Source organism: Halalkalibacter flavus (assembly GCF_036663575.1).
Taxonomy (GTDB): domain Bacteria; phylum Bacillota; class Bacilli; order Bacillales; family Bacillaceae_D; genus Halalkalibacter; species Halalkalibacter flavus.
On sequence record NZ_JAWRVK010000027.1, the window covers coordinates 41,699 to 59,653 of the forward strand.

The 17,955-nt window shown below is 39.6% G+C and carries 18 protein-coding genes; 2 read left to right on the top strand and 16 right to left on the bottom strand.

All coding sequences use genetic code 11. The features are described from left to right. Positions 1-48: 48 nt before the first annotated feature. From rsmA to SAY88_RS16805, 7 genes are all read right to left on the bottom strand, one after another. Complete coding sequence (gene rsmA, locus SAY88_RS16775; protein ID WP_332633219.1) at positions 49-930, bottom strand: 16S rRNA (adenine(1518)-N(6)/adenine(1519)-N(6))-dimethyltransferase RsmA; 882 nt, start codon at positions 928-930, stop codon at positions 49-51. Then, entirely contained in the window at positions 927-1,496 is a 570-nt protein-coding gene (rnmV, locus tag SAY88_RS16780) for a ribonuclease M5 (protein ID WP_332633221.1), read from the bottom strand. The genes rsmA and rnmV overlap by 4 nt, the downstream gene beginning before the upstream one ends. A gap of 294 nt (positions 1,497-1,790) precedes the next feature. Further along, positions 1,791-3,014: a resuscitation-promoting factor gene (locus tag SAY88_RS16785; protein WP_332633223.1), complete on the bottom strand. Its 1,224-nt coding sequence runs from the start codon at positions 3,012-3,014 to the stop codon at positions 1,791-1,793. Positions 3,015-3,243: 229 nt separating this feature from the next. Continuing rightward, positions 3,244-4,011, bottom strand: coding sequence for a TatD family hydrolase (locus SAY88_RS16790; RefSeq protein ID WP_332633224.1), 768 nt, complete (start codon positions 4,009-4,011; stop codon positions 3,244-3,246). Positions 4,012-4,080: 69 nt separating this feature from the next. Then, positions 4,081-6,063, bottom strand: a complete 1,983-nt coding sequence (gene metG, locus SAY88_RS16795; protein ID WP_332633226.1) for a methionine--tRNA ligase — start codon at positions 6,061-6,063, stop codon at positions 4,081-4,083. Positions 6,064-6,462: 399 nt separating this feature from the next. Further along, entirely contained in the window at positions 6,463-8,295 is a 1,833-nt protein-coding gene (locus SAY88_RS16800; RefSeq protein WP_332633228.1) for an ATP-binding protein, read from the bottom strand. A 31-nt stretch (positions 8,296-8,326) separates the two neighbouring features. Beyond that, positions 8,327-9,286, bottom strand: coding sequence for a DNA double-strand break repair nuclease NurA (locus tag SAY88_RS16805; protein ID WP_332633230.1), 960 nt, complete (start codon positions 9,284-9,286; stop codon positions 8,327-8,329). A gap of 199 nt (positions 9,287-9,485) precedes the next feature. On the opposite strand from SAY88_RS16805, the gene abrB reads away from it, so the two are divergent. Next, positions 9,486-9,776, top strand: a complete 291-nt coding sequence (gene abrB, locus SAY88_RS16810; RefSeq protein ID WP_250098149.1) for a transition state genes transcriptional regulator AbrB — start codon at positions 9,486-9,488, stop codon at positions 9,774-9,776. Between the two features lie 449 nt (positions 9,777-10,225). Here abrB and rsmI read toward each other — a convergent pair whose 3' ends face one another. From rsmI to SAY88_RS16855, 9 genes are all read right to left on the bottom strand, one after another. Further along, entirely contained in the window at positions 10,226-11,086 is an 861-nt protein-coding gene (rsmI, locus tag SAY88_RS16815) for a 16S rRNA (cytidine(1402)-2'-O)-methyltransferase (RefSeq protein WP_332633232.1), read from the bottom strand. Positions 11,087-11,103: 17 nt separating this feature from the next. Next, positions 11,104-11,841 carry a tRNA1(Val) (adenine(37)-N6)-methyltransferase gene (locus tag SAY88_RS16820; RefSeq protein WP_332633234.1) on the bottom strand — a complete coding sequence of 246 codons (738 nt, stop codon included), beginning with the start codon at positions 11,839-11,841 and terminating at the stop codon, positions 11,104-11,106. 91 nt (positions 11,842-11,932) lie between these two features. After that, a complete protein-coding gene (yabA, locus tag SAY88_RS16825; protein WP_332633236.1) occupies positions 11,933-12,283 on the bottom strand; it encodes a DNA replication initiation control protein YabA in 351 nt (116 codons plus the stop codon). 15 nt (positions 12,284-12,298) lie between these two features. After that, positions 12,299-13,126 carry a PSP1 domain-containing protein gene (locus SAY88_RS16830; protein WP_332633238.1) on the bottom strand — a complete coding sequence of 276 codons (828 nt, stop codon included), beginning with the start codon at positions 13,124-13,126 and terminating at the stop codon, positions 12,299-12,301. 4 nt (positions 13,127-13,130) lie between these two features. Further along, positions 13,131-14,120: a DNA polymerase III subunit delta' gene (holB, locus tag SAY88_RS16835; protein WP_332633240.1), complete on the bottom strand. Its 990-nt coding sequence runs from the start codon at positions 14,118-14,120 to the stop codon at positions 13,131-13,133. A 14-nt stretch (positions 14,121-14,134) separates the two neighbouring features. Then, positions 14,135-14,464, bottom strand: a complete 330-nt coding sequence (locus SAY88_RS16840) for a cyclic di-AMP receptor DarA (protein WP_034633666.1) — start codon at positions 14,462-14,464, stop codon at positions 14,135-14,137. A gap of 21 nt (positions 14,465-14,485) precedes the next feature. Beyond that, positions 14,486-15,124, bottom strand: coding sequence for a dTMP kinase (tmk, locus tag SAY88_RS16845; RefSeq protein ID WP_332633243.1), 639 nt, complete (start codon positions 15,122-15,124; stop codon positions 14,486-14,488). Beyond that, the gene (locus tag SAY88_RS16850; protein ID WP_332633245.1) at positions 15,117-16,565 is read right to left on the bottom strand and encodes an aminotransferase class I/II-fold pyridoxal phosphate-dependent enzyme; all 1,449 of its coding nucleotides are present in this window, start codon (positions 16,563-16,565) and stop codon (positions 15,117-15,119) included. Before SAY88_RS16850 ends, tmk begins: the two co-directional genes overlap by 8 nt. A 127-nt stretch (positions 16,566-16,692) precedes the next feature. After that, positions 16,693-16,896 carry a sigma factor G inhibitor Gin gene (locus SAY88_RS16855; RefSeq protein ID WP_250098158.1) on the bottom strand — a complete coding sequence of 68 codons (204 nt, stop codon included), beginning with the start codon at positions 16,894-16,896 and terminating at the stop codon, positions 16,693-16,695. A gap of 269 nt (positions 16,897-17,165) precedes the next feature. Between SAY88_RS16855 and SAY88_RS16860 the strand changes: the two genes are divergently transcribed. Then, entirely contained in the window at positions 17,166-17,300 is a 135-nt protein-coding gene (locus tag SAY88_RS16860; RefSeq protein WP_332633247.1) for a hypothetical protein, read from the top strand. The last annotated feature ends 655 nt before the right edge of the window (positions 17,301-17,955 follow it).

Sequence of the window (17,955 nt, forward strand, 5' to 3'; positions counted from 1 at the left end):
GTCACGCCTCCTCTCCACTTAAAATATGTGGAAAAGGAGGCATGTGTGCTAAGTTCTCGGTAATCTTTTCAGAAGAGCTTCACTTAAAAGGGCAAACTCCTCAAGCGATAATGTCTCTCCTCTACGCTTAGGGTCAATGTTTGCTTCATGCAGAGCCTCTTCAATATCCGTTTTTCTTTCTTTAGGTCCTAAATTGTGCACTAGGTTATTAAGAATCGTCTTTCTTCGATTGGCAAAGCTCGCGTGGAACACTTGAAAGAAATAAGGCTCATCAGAAACCGATACAGCCGGCTCTTCTCGAACCGTTAAACGCAATACAGCAGAATCCACTCTTGGTTGTGGTACGAACACGGTTGCAGGTACAGTTAGCACCCGTTCTGCCTCTGCAAAATATTGCGCTGCAATGGACAACGCTCCATATTCCTTTGTACCTGGCTTTGCTGCAATTCTATCAGCAACTTCAGCTTGAATCATGACAACAATGCCTCGAATTGGCAAATGCTCTTCTAATAGCTTCATCAAAATCGGAGTTGTGACATAATAAGGCAAATTGGCGACAACCATAATGTCACTTGTATCTTTGAACTCCTCCTTTATCGTTTGATGAATATCTGCCTTCAAAACATCAGAGTGAATAATTTTCACATTGTCGTAAGGGGCTAGTGTTTCGTCTAGCACAGGAAGAAGCCGTTGGTCAATTTCAAAAGAGACAACTTTTTTCGCTCGTTTCGCTAATTGTTCTGTCAGCGCACCAATTCCTGGTCCCACTTCAATCACACCTGTTAATTCGCTAATATTTGCTGCATCAACAATATTTCTTAATACATTTGTATCAATTAGAAAGTTTTGTCCTAAACTCTTTTTAAAGCTAAATCCAAACTTATTTAATATCTCCTTCGTACGTGCTGGTGTTGCTATGTCTTTTATCATTCGCTTTGTTCCTCCTCAAACACACGCTGTATTGCTTCTTTGAACTCAGCTTCAGTAATTCGAAACTTTTGCAGTCGTTTATGAAGTTGCTTTCCGTTGGCATAGCCAATATGCAAAATGTCACCTAGACGTTCTCTCCTTCTTTTCGAATTGCTTCCAGCTATTAAACCAGCAGCGTGTAGGTCCTGCCAATCAATTACATTTGACTCCACTTGTTTTGTATCATCCTCTTGTTTCGCATGAATCAATGCTTGGCGTATCGCTTCTGGAGTTGCATTTTCTACACCGAGATCATCTTGTTTTTTTGATATCGCCTCTTTTTTGGGTAAAAAAGCATGCAAACAATCTGGAATTCGTTCACTAATAATCCGACGAATTCGTTCGCCTGGATAGTCAGGGTCCGTTAAAACGATTACTCCTCTCCGTTCTTGCGCAAGGGCAATTTGAGCAAGAGTACTTTCGTTAATCGCTGAGCCATTTGTTTCAATTGTATCTGCATCGACAGCTCTCTTTATAGCTACCGTATCATCTTTCCCTTCAACGACAATCACTTCTTTTATTTTCATAGTATACCCCTAACAATTAGGCTAATCTTATTTTAGCCGGAAAATGATTGAATTAACAGAGTGCACTGAAAAAGACGGTTTCCCCTTTGGTATGACCCTCTAAGAAATGAGCGCAACATATGGAGCTATTGCGGCTTCCTTGAGTAATTTCAAGGTTTTTCAGGCATGTTCCATGAGTTTTATGTATTTTAAAGAATATAGGTAATGGGTATAAAATAGGCCCGAGCGAGGCTTTTCCATTTCTTAAAGCATAAGAAAAACAGAGTGGATAACCACTCTGTGATAGGCTGACACTTAATCTAAAATGGTGACTTTTACCGTTCTTGAACCCCAACGAAATGCTTCACTTTTCGTTGGTACATGAACATCGATTTTATTTCCTTTAATTGCACCGCCAGTATCTCCAGCAATTGCATTTCCATATCCCTCAACATGGACACGTGTGCCTAGAGGAATAACGCTAGGATCAACGGCAATTACTTTCATATTACGATTATTATTTAGATTAATACCTGTTGCTGTAATCCCGCTACACCCGCTACAACCAGCAGTATATGCTGTAGCAGTAACGGTTAACGTCCGACCGCCACTAGGAGCAGATCCACTCGAGCTACTGCTTGAGCTTGATCCACGTGACACAGTAGGGGCAGGTTGGGTTCCAACAGCGACTATGCGGTCTGTACTTTCTTTGACTGTCTCAGTTTTCACAAGCTCTCTAGATACTTCTTTTCCATCTTCAAGCACGACTTCATAGTGCTTATTGACAGTACCTTCTTCACCAGCTTGAACAACCTCTTCTTTTCCTGATCTTAATGAGTTATCTTTTCTCGTCACTGTTCCAAAAGCGACGGACTCTTCCACCACATCGGTGACTTTTTCTACACGTATTACTTGAATTTCTGATTCACGGTCAAGCCTTGTATCTAACCCCGGCTCAACACGATCAAGCTCACCTAAGGTAACACTTTCTCTCTCTAAAAAGTCAGCGACAGTCGTCGAAGTTGTCCATAATTCATGTTGCTCGCCGTCACTAGTAAGCTCAACTTGAAACGCAGATTCATAGATTAGATTCATTCTGTCAGTTATTTCTTCGTTTAATGCTGGCGCAATTAAATCATGTTCCTCTTTGAAGTCAATATTCAATTCTTGTATGAGTTGTTCCACATCATCTGCAGTCGTCCATACTGGTTCTTCATGACCTTGAATCGTTACAAAGACTTTCTTGGCTTGATCCCACGTAATTGTTAGATTTCCTTTTATCTCTGTATCCAACCCTGGATCTATAAAATCATATTCTTGGACTTCCCATTCTTGCTCCTTCATCAGTTCAGCAACGGTAGATGCATGTGTCTGCACTGTAACTTCCTCCCCATCCAAGGAGATTGTTACTGTTGCTTTTGTCGCCTCGTATACAGCGTAAGTAATCACGCCTCCAAAGAGTATGAGACTGATAACGGAGATGACCAACTTTTTCCTAAAACTTATAGCAGGAAGGAGTTGGCTCCTGTTTGTTTCCATCTCAATGAATTCCTCCTTCTCAACGTCCGAATTATAAACACTGTACCTCCTTTTGTCAACTCACTATTTTTGTTAATTGCCGCATTGTCTTTATTATCTATGAAAACGCGAGCAAAAGAAACAAAAACTTATCGACAAGTCCACTCTATGCATCCGCCTAAGTTTGTAGAACTATTTCGAATGAAGCTATATTTAGACAAGCCTCGGCAAAACAAGTGATTTTTCGCTATCAAGAAATGCCAAAAATTTCTTTCGCATTTGCTGTTGTTTGCTTCGCTAATTGTTCAAATTCTACCTCTTTTAGCTCAGCGATTTCTTCTGCTACTAGTTTCACATAAGCCGGTTCATTTCTTTTCCCACGAAATGGATGTGGTGCTAAATATGGACAGTCTGTTTCAATGAGTAGTCGATTAAGAGGTATTTCCTTGGCAACTTGTTTCGGGCGTTTTGCATTTTTGAATGTAACAGGACCTCCAAGAGATATATGAAAATTCATGGCCAAACATTCCTTAGCAATTTCTACACTTCCACCAAAGCAGTGCATAATCCCCCCGATTTCACTTGCTTCCTCTTCTTTCAAAATGTTAACAATATCTTTATCAGCCTCACGATTATGAATAATAATTGGCAATTGAACTTTTTTTGCTAAACGAATTTGCTTACGAAACACTTCTTTCTGAATTTCTTTTGGTGACTTATCCCAATGGTAATCCAAACCCATTTCACCAAGTGCAACAACTTTTGGATGTGAGCTTAATTCTTCTAACCATTGTAAATGTTCATCTGTCATATCAATCGCATCTACCGGATGCCAGCCGACAGCTGCATATATAAATTCATACTTTTCAATTAGATCTAATGCACGGTTGATCGTTTTTTCGTCAAAACCAACGACAACCATGTATTCCACTCCAGCTTCCTTTGCACGTAAAATAACCTCTTCCAGGTCTTCATCAAATTGGTCAGCATTTAAGTGAACATGTGTATCAAATAACATTTTGTCTATACTTCCTTTCAGATAATTAGTTAAGAGGAGAGAGAATCCGATGCTCCCTCCCCTAATTGCTTACTTTACTTGTGCCCCGTTTGGCAGATTTCCATCTATCGTAGCCAGCTGCAGTTTCTTCCCTTTTGAACCAGCTAGAATCATCCCTTGAGATAGTTCTCCACGTAGTTTAACCGGTTTTAGGTTTGTTACGCATATGACTTTTTTCCCAACCAAATCTTCCGGTGAATAATGTTTAGCAATTCCGGAAACAACTTGGCGCTTTTCATAGCCAAGATCTAGCTGAATTTTTAATAAGCGATCCGCCCCTTTTACAGGCTCTGCTTCTATGACTTCTGCCACACGTAATTCTACCTTTGTGAAATCATCAATTGTGATTTCATTCTCTTCTACTTCAGGAACGATCTCTTCCTCGGCTTTTTTCACAGATCCGCCCATCATTTCAACAATGTGAGCAACTTCATCTTCCATGTCTAGGCGAGGAAAGATAGGGTCTCCTTTTTCAACCGTTGTACCACTCGGAATTTGAGCAAACGTTTCAAGTGTATTCCAAGCTACCACTTCGCTTGTGAGGCCTAATTGTTTCCAGATTCGTTTTGGTGTTTCCGTCATAAATGGCTGAATCATAATCGACACTTGACGAAGTGACTCGGCAAGGTGATACATAACAGATCCTAACTCTTCTTTCTTCGCTTCATCTTTGGCAAGCACCCAAGGTTGTGTTTCATCAATGTATTTATTCGTACGGCTAATTAACTGCCAAATCGCTGTTAGAGCTACCGAAAACTCCATTTCTTCCATTGCATTTTCTACTTTTGCCACTGTTGCTTTGACTAGCTCAACAAGAGGCGCATCAAACGGTGTTGCATCCTTCACATAGTCAGGAATGTTGCCGTCAAAGTATTTGTTGATCATAGCAACTGTTCGATTTAGTAAGTTTCCTAAATCATTTGCTAAATCATAATTTACTCGCTCCACAAACCCTTCTGGTGTGAAAACCCCATCTGATCCAAAAGGTACCTCACGTAGCAAATAGTACCGAAGAGCATCAAGACCATAGCGATCAATAAGTGGTACAGGATCAACTACATTTCCTTTTGATTTGGACATCTTGCCGTCTTTCATTAAGAGCCAACCATGACCAAATACTTTCTTTGGAAGCGGCAGATCAAGAGCCATTAACATGATCGGCCAATAAATAGTATGGAAACGGACAATTTCTTTCCCTACTAAGTGAACATCAGCTGGCCAATATTTATGATACAACTCCTCATCTTCACTACCGTAGCCAAGAGCTGTGATGTAATTCGATAATGCGTCAATCCATACATAGACGACATGTTTTGGGTTACTTGGAACTTGTACACCCCATTTAAACGAAGTACGAGATACAGCTAAATCTTCTAATCCCGGCTTAATAAAGTTATTGATCATTTCATTTTTACGAGATTCTGGTTGAATAAAGGTCGGATTCTCTTCATAGAACTTTAAGAGGCGATCTGCATAATTACTCATCTTAAAGAAATACGATTGCTCACGTACCTTTTCAACCGGGTGACCACTGTCTGGGCTCTTTCCGCCAATGATTTCTCCGTTTTCATTTTTTACAGGATCGACTAGCTGGCGTTCTGTATAAAACGTTTCATCAGGGATTGAATACCAGCCTTCATACTCATCTAAATAAATGTCACCTTTTTCAAGTAAGCGCTCAAAAATTTGTGCCACAACCTTTTTGTGGCGCTCCTCTGTCGTACGAATAAAATCATCATAGGATACATCTAATTTTTTCCAAAGCTCTTGAATTCCAGCAACAATTTGATCAGTAAATTCCTGAGGCGTCTGCCCTTTTTCTGCTGCCTTTGTTTCAATTTTTTGACCATGCTCATCCGTACCAGTTAAAAAACGGACATCATAGCCGCGAAGACGCTTGTAACGTGCCATTGCATCCCCTGCAACAGTTGTGTAAGCATGACCAATATGAAGCTTATCACTAGGGTAATAAATTGGGGTTGTTAAATAAAAAGTCTTTTTTTGATCTGTCACAATACTTCCTCCTCATTTTAAAAAACAATACAAAAAGCCCTCATCCGATCGGGACGAGAGCATCTCACGTGGTACCACCCAAAATTCCCTTCTTATTTCACAATAAGAAGGCTCATGAAGTCTAAGACTTCCTCTGTTAACGCCAGCAACGTTACTCCCTTATGTTATGTACAAACACTCGAAAGTAAGCTCCTCCCAGGACCATCTTCCAACTAGAATCTATACCGGTTTCCAGCTCCCCCGGCTCTCTGCATAGCATTGCTACCTATAGATCTCTATTTGTACTCATCCCTTCATTGGACATCATATATCGAAAAACCATTTTTCAAGACATGTTTTAGCATACATATGTATCATGTCAAAATTCTAACCAAAATATACCTAATTCAATGTATCTCGTCAAGAGCGGTTATACATTGTCGCAAAAGGAGTTTTCTCTTTTTTAATAACCCCTTTACTACTCAGACGATCTAGCTCCTGTTTCCACGTTTGGACATCCCAGTTTTTCTCCGCTTCTTGGTTTAGTTTTGTTAAGTGAGTCATAATATTCATCTCAGCTAATGGAAAATAAGAATCAAGGGCTTTTACCAATTGTTCCGAGTCTTGTTCTTTCATTTTTTTCAGTTCATCAAACGGATTTAATGTGTGTGGACTAGCAGAGTGTGCCATACGAATTCGAATGGCCATGGTCCGTCCCATAATTGCTGATGAGACAAACACATCTCCTGAGCGTAAATAAGGGAGACGTTTTCCTTCATCATGCGTTAAATCCGTTTCTTCTTTAATCGTTTGAATATCTGTTCCGCGCACCGTCCTGAACACAAACTTAGAATTTAGCTGAGCCGTAATCGTCTCATCAAGCAAGGTCGGGCGCTGCGTAGCAAAGATTAGAAAAACACCATACTTCCGCCCTTCTTGCGCAATCTCTTTTAAGACTGATTTCGCTGGTGCGTCATAACCCTTTGGTGCAAAATTATGCGCTTCATCTGTAACAACAACAAACGGTGGGAAAAACTCCCCTTGCTTTTGTTGAAGCTTGGCGTCACGAAACGCCCGTCGTTTCCCGTACAATGCGCCAATGACGTAACTGGAAAATACCTGCAACAACCATACGGGCCCTTGAATCACAACAAGCTTCCCGGCATGAATTCCTTGCTCAATCGCTCTGATATTTTGCTGGAACAAACCAGCTTGATACAGTCGGTTGACGCGCCATGAAATTCCTTTTACTGAGGCTAAAGGAAGGCTTCCATATTGATCAAGCAATTTCCGGAATGTTGAAAAGCGAGTTAACTCATCTCTAGTCATTCCCCCATCGTTAAGCATTCCTTCAATCTTATGCTTTCCTAGTTCTAACGCCTCCGCTAAATTAGCGATTCGGTCGCTAAAAGACTGATAGCTATCTTTTCTTTTATGAACAGATTGAATCACATTAACCATAGATTCTGTTAACGATCCAGCAGCAGATAATAGCCGTTCAACATCTCTAGTTGAAAGTGCTGAAAAATCAACTCCGACATCTTGCCCTATCTGGACTACTGTGTAACGCTCTTGATAAGAAATAGCCCCGTTTGTATCTAACGCTTCCGTTGCAAAATTCATCTCAAAATGAGGATCGAAGACTAGAGTTGGAATTTGTAATTTCATTAACTCTTCAAGCATAACTCTAAGGCCAAATGATTTTCCTGAACCAGATCCACCAAACACACCAATATGCGGATATTGCTGCATTGCTCTTATATCAAAAACAAAAGGAACGCCGTTTTGCTCACGCAAACCATTATGGTCGTGGATATGCAACAGTCCTTTTAACGAATCAGGCAATGTAGAATCAATAAAATCAGTCGATTTCACCTCCCCTAAAACAAGTCCGTCCTCTGGCGCTGTCTTTACTAGTAAATCAGATATTTCATCAAAGTGGGGATGGCGGACACTAGCTCCTGTTTGAATTGGTTGAATGGCCTCTTCAAATAATCGAACTTTTGCTAAGTGAATATCATCTGCCCCGATATCATAGCCAATATGTTCAAGTGTCTTTAATACTTGCTCATCAGCAATGCCTTTATCAAATCCCATAGGAATATAGCGATTGTATGAAAATGTTTCGACAACTTCGCCTTTTGGCTGATAAAGGGAAGCATCTTCGATAACTAGCATCTCATTCATTCGAAATTTATGCGTTTTTGAGGCAACATACACTTCATGCTGCGTTGTAACACCTACAATTTGCATTTACTTTTCCTCCTTCTTCCCTAACTCACACTTAATACGGTCTAGAAACTCGTTTTTTCTCAAAAAACTTCTTCCTAATATCAGTATCTATATATTGTTCTACAAGTGCTTCGACTAGCTTATCCGTCACTCTTACCTCTCGATCAATATGGTCTAGCCAAAGAGGAACCCCCCGCCCATCGCGAGGTGTGAGAGTTAATAATAGACTCGCAATCTCATCTTTATAAGAAGCTTGTTCCTCTAACACATCAAAGCCTGTAATCGCAGGGTCCGATGTTAACCTCATCCAGACCGATTGCAACCCCGCTTTACTTTGAATCTTTTCTACAAAGACCATCTCCTCCTGCTCAAGTACACCAAACAACAAATCCCGATCATATGTATGGGGCTGTTTTTCAAACGGTAAAAATGGTTCTAGTTTTACTAAATTTTCTGTCGTTATCTCTTCAGAAACGCCAACTAGTAACACATCCTTCTCTATGGCTTTTTTACGTAGCATTTCCCATTCATCTGGAGCATCAATCCGATAATGATACAAGGCCCCATCCATAAGCAAAATAGCTAATGGTCTTTCTTCTAATAATTGTATCGCTACTTCTAATTCTAATTTAGCTAATAAATGTGAACGGTAATTAGCCGGGGTGCTTTCGTCTTCTTCGACTTTACTATGCAGCAAAGGCGAATAAATATCTGTAGCTTGGCACTGATACCCTTTTGTTGTTTTCGCTAACGCTTGAAACAAGTAGAGGATATGTGGAGCCTCGCCTTTTGTTTGATTAACAGAGCCATCAACAGCAGCTAACTCTCTTCCTTTCAACCAATCCGACAAAGCCTTTGTCGAAAAACGAGGAATATGTCGAATTTCTGCATTGGACAACTGAAGTTTTTGTCGAATAATTAAATTATCTGTAGGTGTTTTTTGGTAAATAGTTAACAAATTTTGATTCATCTTTTTTAGTTTTTCTACAAGACCATGGTTAATTTCTAACATATACTGTAATCACCTCGCACTAAAAGTACTATTTTATCAACGGTTTCCACTTTGAGAAAGAATTGTTTTAATATTAAATTAACATAAAAAAGTAATTGACTTGATTTGGAAACACTGGTACTCTAAAGTCAGATAGAAAATTGTCGAATATTGACGCCAAAAAATAAATTACTTTTTAGTCTGAGAGGAGACTTATTCAATGAAATCTACTGGAATTGTTCGTAAGGTTGATGAATTAGGCCGTGTAGTTATTCCAATCGAGCTACGTCGCACATTAGACATTGCTGAAAAAGATGCATTAGAAATTTATGTTGATAATGATCGCATCATCTTAAAAAAATACAAACCGAATATGACTTGCCAAGTGACAGGTGAAGTTTCTGATGAGAATCTTTCGATTGCTAATGGCAAGATCATTCTAAGCCCACAAGGTGCAAAAGAAATTATTAAAGAGCTTCAAGAGTACGTATCTCGTTCTACTCAAGCTTAACTCCTTGTTAAAAAGGGTGGCTACTCCTAGTTCTACCACAATCCCTGATATTGTTGGTATGTTCTCGGTGAGCCACCCTTTTTGCTGTTCAATTTGCCCCGTTTAGAAAACATTACGGCCGCTCCGCTCATTCTTGCTATACAGAAATAGCGAATCCTCTGGCCTTTTTCTTTTTACGTGTGCGAACATGTTGCGATGGCTCCTCTCGCCGTGCGCCTAAAGGAGAAACCCACTCCTTTAGGCTTAAAACATTACGGCCGCTCCGCTCATTCTTGCTATACAGAAATAGCGAATCCTCTGGCCTTTTTCTTTTTACGTGTGCGAACATGTTGCGATGGCTCCTCTCGCCGTGCGCCTAAAGGAGAAACCCACTCCTTTAGGCTTAAAACATTACGGCGGCTCCGCTCATCGCTTCGCTAACAAGAAAAGGGAAGATCGCCCTTTTCTTGTTAGCTATGGTACTCAGCATATACAATTCTTTTTTGTATATTTCGTTCGCGGGCTACTTGTTTGATTGCTTCTTTTGATGGCATGCCAAGTTCGATGTAGTGGTTGGTATGTTGGAGGATTGTTAAGGAGTCCCACCAACTGTCCTCTTCTTCCTTTTCACTGCTTCCTTCTACGACAAGGCAAAACTCTCCTTTAACCGTACCTGTTTCACACCACTCTATTGCTTCTTCTAATGTTCCTCTTTGATACTCTTCAAATTTTTTAGTGAGCTCACGACTAATGCTAATTTGACGATTGCCAAACACTTTGAACATCGCCTCTAATGCTTCTTTTAAACGATGAGGTGATTCATAAAAAATCAGCGTAGTCTGGTTGCCTTTTAATTGTTCGAGCATTGCTTGACGCTGCTTGTTTTGTCGTGGGAGAAATCCCACGAACTCAAATCGTTCTGTTGATAAGCCTGAAGCAACTAAGCTTGTTACTGCTGCATTTGCTCCAGGTAAAGAGATCACTTTCATCCCTTCCTTTAATGCCTCCTGAACAAGGTCTTGACCAGGATCAGAAATGGCGGGCATTCCCGCATCACTGACAAGAGCAACTTGTTTTCCTGCCTTCATTTGATCAATTAATGACTCGCCAGCTTTTTTCTTGTTATGCTCATGGTAACTGACAAGCGATGTTTCAATCTCAAAATGATTAAACAGTTTTCGGGTTTGTCTCGTATCTTCTGCTGCAACTACATCGACTTCTTTAAGCATTCGAACAGCACGAAATGTCATGTCCTCAAGATTCCCTATTGGTGTCGGAATTAAATAAAGCGTTCCTTCCACCCCATCACTGTAACTCGTTTGTTGGTTCATGATAATCCCTTCCTCGCTCATTTTCCTTCATAAATTGATCTAAATTGTTCTGTATATGTCCCCTGTTCATTGTAAACGACAATCGGTGGAAGACAAGTAACACCTGCTTTTCCATCTTTAATTCCTTCAACAAGCACCATATTAGCGTCCTTATTCGCTTTAGGGTGAACAAATTGAATTCGTTTTGGCTCAATACGATACGTACGCATATGATGAATAATGTCGGTTAATCTTTCAGGCCTGTGTACTAACGCCATTTTTCCTTTTTGCTTCACATATTGACTACTAACACGGACCACGTCTTCTAATGTGCAATAAATTTCATGTCTCGCTATTGCAAAATGTTCATTGCGGTTTATTTCATGCTCTGTGACAGTTTCAAAATAAGGAGGGTTACATGTAACGACATCAAAGAATCCTCGCTTCAGTTCACTTGGAATATGATTAAGATCTGATTCGACAAATTGAATTTGATTATGTAATTCATTTAGTTCACTTGTTCGCCTCGCCATATCAACTAGTTTGTTCTGAATCTCTACTCCAATAATATTCGCTTTTGACCTAGTTGTTAGTAAGGTAGGTATGACTCCATTACCTGTACATAAATCTAATATATTCCCTTTTTGAATTGGTACTTGTACAAACCGCCCTAACAGAATGGCATCGATTGAAAATGAGAAAACATTTGGACTCTGAAGAACTTTTAAGTCGGTTCCTGCTATATAGTCTAAACGTTCTCCATCAAATAATTTCACGCTTTTTGTGCACTCCTTTAATAGGCTAAAAAGACAGACCTAACGATAACGCAAGATCTGTCCCCCTTAATTAATCTATTTGATTGATGTTTTACTTTTGGTGTAAAAATGATAAACAGAATAAGCAGTCGTCTCCATCTGATCGAATACTTCCATAGTGTGTATTACAAACATGGAATCCTTCCTGATAGAGCCTCGCTAAGTTATCGTACCCTTCACCTACAAAGGGCTTTTTTGTACTAGTCTTATCGTTCTTTCCTTCCTCTTGCACTTCTTCTTGCGCTTCAAGACGGTCTCTAAGGTTTTCATTTTCAATATGAAGATAATGATTCTCTTCGATTAAGTAGGCCAACTGTTCCTTCAACCCTCGTAACTCATGATGCAATTCACCTAGCCGTTCTTCTAGTTGGCTCACCTGTGTAAAAATTGCTTTTTTGTCCACGATGCTCCCACCTCATTATTCTGTGGCTTCAGTCGGCACGCTTTCCTTGCTCATTAGTTCGTCCATTGTAAACTCGACTATTCGCTCACCTTCAACTAATTCAACTTGAATGACTTTTTCCAATAAGTTTAAGCCAATCACTCTTCCTCTTCCTTCAGGTGTTCTAACCCTCTTCCCAACATCAGGCAATTCTTGCTTCGCTGACTCATACATGTCGTTCTCATATTTGAGACAACACATTAACCTGCCGCACAAGCCTGATATCTTAGCTGGGTTTAGTGATAGACTTTGGTCTTTGGCCATCTTAATAGAAACCGGCTCAAAATCACCTAAAAACGATGAGCAGCAAAGAACTCGACCACATGGACCAATCCCACCTAACATTTTTGCTTCATCCCGCACACCAATTTGACGAAGCTCAATCCTTGTACGAAATACAGCAGCTAAATCTTTCACTAACTCTCTAAAATCGATCCGACCATCAGCGGTAAAATAAAATAATACTTTATTCCGATCGAATGTATATTCAACATCTACTAGCTTCATATCTAGCTTATGTTCAATAATTTTCTCTGTACATACCTCGAACGCTTTCTTAGCTTGTTCGACATTTTCCTGAACGACTAACTTATCTTTCTCAGTCGCAATCCGGATTACTTGCTTTAATGGAAGAACAACATCGTTCTCACCGACTATCTTTGTGCCAATGACAACTCGGCCAAATTCAACGCCTCTAGACGTTTCGACGATGACAGTTTCTCCCTTCTCCAGCTGAAATGAACCAGGGGAGAAATAATAGATTTTGCCCGCTTTCTTAAAGCGCACACCTACAACTTGATGCAATCTTCTATCCCTCCTGTATATTAAGCAACAGCTTTTCCATCATAAGTTGAGGATTAACATTAGCAACAAGCTGCCTTTTTGCAAGAAGAACCGCAGACATCTTTTGACTAATTGTATCCTGCGAGCTAGATAGGGCTTGCTGTTGTAATAGATCAATTTGATCAGTATAACTTAAAGAGTCAACCTTGCCGACCTTTGTAAACATGAGATCACGAAGCCATAAGAGAATCATATCTAATCCAATGTCTAACTGTGATTTTTCTTTAAAAAGTGGTAACCACTTTTCTTGTAATGTAAAAAGAACTTGAGTCGGTCTAGTAGAGAGCTCCTCCATCAATTGTATCACTACGGTTCGTGCTTGTGCAATCCAATCTCCTTCTAATAACTGCTTCGCCTCATGATAACTTGTTGTTAAACTAGCCAATAAACTGGAAATTGTGTTAGAATTTCCATTCTGAACGAGCTTGTCCAAAAAAGTATCTCTTGATAAAGGAGCAAACGTCATATGCTGACTACGAGAATGAATCGTTGGCAGCACCTTACTGCCTTGTTCTGTTAAAAGAATTGCTAATGTCTCTGTTGCTGGTTCCTCTAAAAATTTTAATATACTATTTGCTGCTCCAACCGTCATTAAATCAGCATGTTCAACGATATAAACTTTCTTAGCTGATTCCACACCTCGGTATGAAAACTCTTTTTGCAAATGCTCTACTTGATGCTTTTTAATTGATAGACCATCCGGTTCAATGAAATGTACATCTGGATGGTTGCCATGTTCAATCCTTCTACAATTCAGACATTGTAAACAAGGATTCTCCTCGTCTCTATTCTCACAAAAGAAGCTCTTCGCTAAATGAAGAGCTACTACACGCTTACCGGTTCCTTTGCTTCCTTCAAATAGGTATGCATGAGCAAGACGGTCCTTTTGTAACGTTTTAATTAGTAAATCTATGATTCTCGGTTGTATTTCTTTTAAATGATTCCATGTTTTCATCTGTTTCAACACCTTTAAAATTGCTCAAATTGCTCAACCGGCAAGACAAAGACTGTTGCTCCACCTACTTGCACTTCAACTGGGTAAGGTACATAGGAATCAGCATTTCCACCCATTGGAGAAATAGGTGCAACAAGTTGATCTCGACTTTTACAATTTTCTTTTATGATTGACATAACGTCTTCAATATTTTCATCTTCTGTACCAATGAGAAACGTCGTGTTCCCTGCTTTTAGGAAGCCTCCTGTGCTAGCAAGCTTCGTTGCACGGTAGTCAGCTTTTACTAATGCATCAGACAATCTATTACTATCTTTATCTTGGATTACAGCCATAATTAGTTTCATCTTTAGACAGCTCCTTTATTACTAAAGTATGCGACCTACAAAGTGATTGATCTCGTTGATTGCTTCTTTATACACAGTCTCAACGTCCTGATTTGCATTAATAACCTTAATTCTCTCAGGATAGACCTCAATCACTTTTTGGTACCCTTCCCTAACACGTTCATGAAACTCCATTTTTTCTTGGTCGAGTCGATTTACTTCACGATCTTCATCACTTTGAATACGAGATAAGCCAATTTGCGGGTCAACATCGAAAAATAATGTTAAATCAGGCAAATAGCCTTCAATTGCGAATTCATTGATCGCTTTTACTTCATCGAACCCAATCCCTCTTGCATATCCTTGATAAGCAAGACTACTATCAAGAAACCTGTCACAAAGGACAATACTCCCTTGTTGTAGGGCAGGTATGACTTTTTCAACAAGATGCTGTCTTCTAGCGGCTGCATATAGTAGCGCTTCCGTTCGACTATCCATTTCTGTATGTGTGACATCTAATATAACTGTTCTAATTTGTTCAGAAATCCGAATGCCTCCTGGTTCACGAGTACGTATGACATCGAATCCTTTACTTACTAGCTCTGCTTCTATTCGATCTAAGACAGTTGTCTTCCCTGCCCCTTCTCCACCTTCTACTGTTACAAAAAAACCTTTACTCATTGTCATCCTCCACATCAACTACCAAAACATCTTTCAAATCCTGTTCAACTTGAAACGTAGCCCCTACGTTTCGCAATTTCTTTATTTCATCGATCACTTGTTCAGTCATTCGCTCGCCCGGTAACACTAATGGAATACCAGGTGGGTAAGGTATAACGGCTTCAGCCGCTATGCACCCGACAGCCTCTTCTAGTGGTACTCTCTTCTTCATTGTAAGGCGTACTTCATCTGAATGAAGTTCGAGTTTTTGCACCCCGATCTTCAGGTTAAGAAGTGGGTTACTACGTCTCTCCTCTACAACATCATAAGCTTCTAATGAATGATGAATTGCTTGAAGTGAGTGGCTAGGAACTTCGATTGTACCTAATCCAAAAACAAGCAATACATGTTTTTCGTCTGCAAGTTCAGGGTAAAGATTGTGTTCTATAAAAATATCTCGAAGCTCAAATCCTGTTAAGTTGGTTGTTGTCTTTATTGTAACTTTTAATGGATCACAATGATAGTTGTCATTCCAATTAACAACCTTTATTTGCTTAATGTTAGATAATTCTTTTTTTACCGCTTCAACTCCTGCTAAAATTGTAGCAATTTCTGTTTTCGAGAGACTTTCTATATAGGCTCTTGCTCCATCCAATGACGCCATTAGCAAATAAGAAGGACTACTTGATTGGAACATAGTCAGTGCTTCCTTTATCTTATGCCTAAAAGCATCAGATTGTTTTTCATTTATATGAAGAAATGAGCTCATCGTTAATGCAGGCAGCATTTTATGTGCAGATTGAACAACGACATCAGCTCCCTGTTGTAAAGTTGATAGAGGAAAAGGCGCCCCTAAACAATAGTGGGAAGCATGTGCCTCGTCTACTAATACAAGTAAATCGTACTTCTTTGCAGTTGTAATGGTTTCTTGTAAATCTATGCTAATTCCATAGTAATTTGGATAAGTTAAGATAACACCCTTAGCATCTGGATACTGACGTACCGCTTCAGCTAGCGTTTCAGCCGTTACCCCAATAGCGTGACTCGAATCATGATCAAACTCTGGTGTTAACAAAATAGGAAGCAAGCCTGCAATTTGTACTGCATGGAAAACAGATTTGTGGCTATTACGCTGAACAAACACCTGATCCCCTCGTTTAAATGATCCATAAATCATTGCTAAGTTCCCAACCGTCGATCCCCCTACGAGGAAAAATGTCTCCTTTGCTTTATAGAACCGAGCAGTCTCTTCTTGTGCTTCACGTATAGCCCCACTTGGTGCATGCAAATCATCTAGTCCAGCTAATTCCGTCACATCATATTTTAGAGCCTCTCTAAAGTCCTCATGGATAGAGTCATGGAAAAATAGTCCATTCTTATGACCTGGTACATGAAAAGAAATTGGACCGACCTTCTTATGGTTTTGTATAGCTTTTATTAAAGGAATATGATTACGAGTCAACGTCAAAAATCTCCTATCTACAAATATTCTCACTTAGTATGATACTGTACTTTTTAATCCTTGTTAAGAAAACACTCATTGCACTTATATAAATAAAAGCAAGCCTTTCAATAAAAGGCTTGCTCTCTTATCCTATAAAATTAGTAGATAAATTCCTCATTTGTTTTACATATGTTTCATACATGTCATCTTGTTCATTTAATTGTAATAGCTCTGTTTCACATGATTCACACATAAATGTGTTTAGTACTTGCAATCCTTCAGTTTTTCTTTTGTTGCAAACCATACAACAATCCCCTAGCCGCACTTTCATTGTTTTCGTCTTCGGCATATTCATCACCCCTGACATCAGTATCGGCTATGCAATAAGACTTCATACATCTCTTTTCTTTTAATCTATTCTTTCCTTTGTAGATTTGTGCCTATCCTACTTAATATTTATTGGTTATGTTTGTTTTTATGGATATTTGGAATTATTTAGTGTGAATTATTGGATTTTATAAGAAGCATCATAACTTTTTTTGTTTTGAGCCATATATGAATAAGGTTCACTATAATAACTCATCTTAACAAAGAATCTAATTAAATGGGGGTATAAAGATGAGCCAGAAACGCGAAAAAGGGTACAGTCAAAAAGGCAAACCAAATAGTAATTCAGTGGATAATGTAATTGCACAAGAAGAATTGGAAAAAGCAATTCATCCTACTAACAAGCCTCCTCGTAATGCAAACTAGATGGAGTTTGTCTTTTTACAAGTTTAGAGCATTAATTGCCGCTTTTTGAGCGGCTTTTTTTATTGTATAGAGTAGTTTTGGAGCTATATTGTTGGTCTCATGCGTAGTACTACCTTATATTTGAGGTGTATATAGTCTTTCTGTCCAAGTTGAGCGGTTTTCTGTCGAAAGAGGGGAATTTACTGTCCAAAGTCGGCAATTTACTGTCGGACCTATTGTTTTTTCTGTCGAAACCATTATTTTTGCCAATCTGTTGAGCTGCTGTTCCTGGCGCACTACTATTATGCTGCGTTGTCCGTCTCTCCTATTCATGCGGAGCGTGCCCACCTGGCAACGTCCTGGCTCACCCTTTCTCTTCTACGGGGGTGATTATTCATGGAGTTGTTCTTAGAAGTAATTCACGTTGTGTTACGAAGAGAAAGAGTTCGTCTCACAGGGGGACATGAAGCTGTTTCAAGAAGTTTACCCACGTAGTAACCATCGGCTCATTCGAGGAAGACGCTGTTCCTCCGGAACAGAGCTCTTCAGCGCCCTCTACTATTTATGCACAGAAAAAAAGCATTCCTCAACGGAATGCTTTTAGGGTGCCTGGCAACGTCCTACTCTCACAGGGGGAAGCCCCCAACTACCATCGGCGCTGAAGAGCTTAACGACC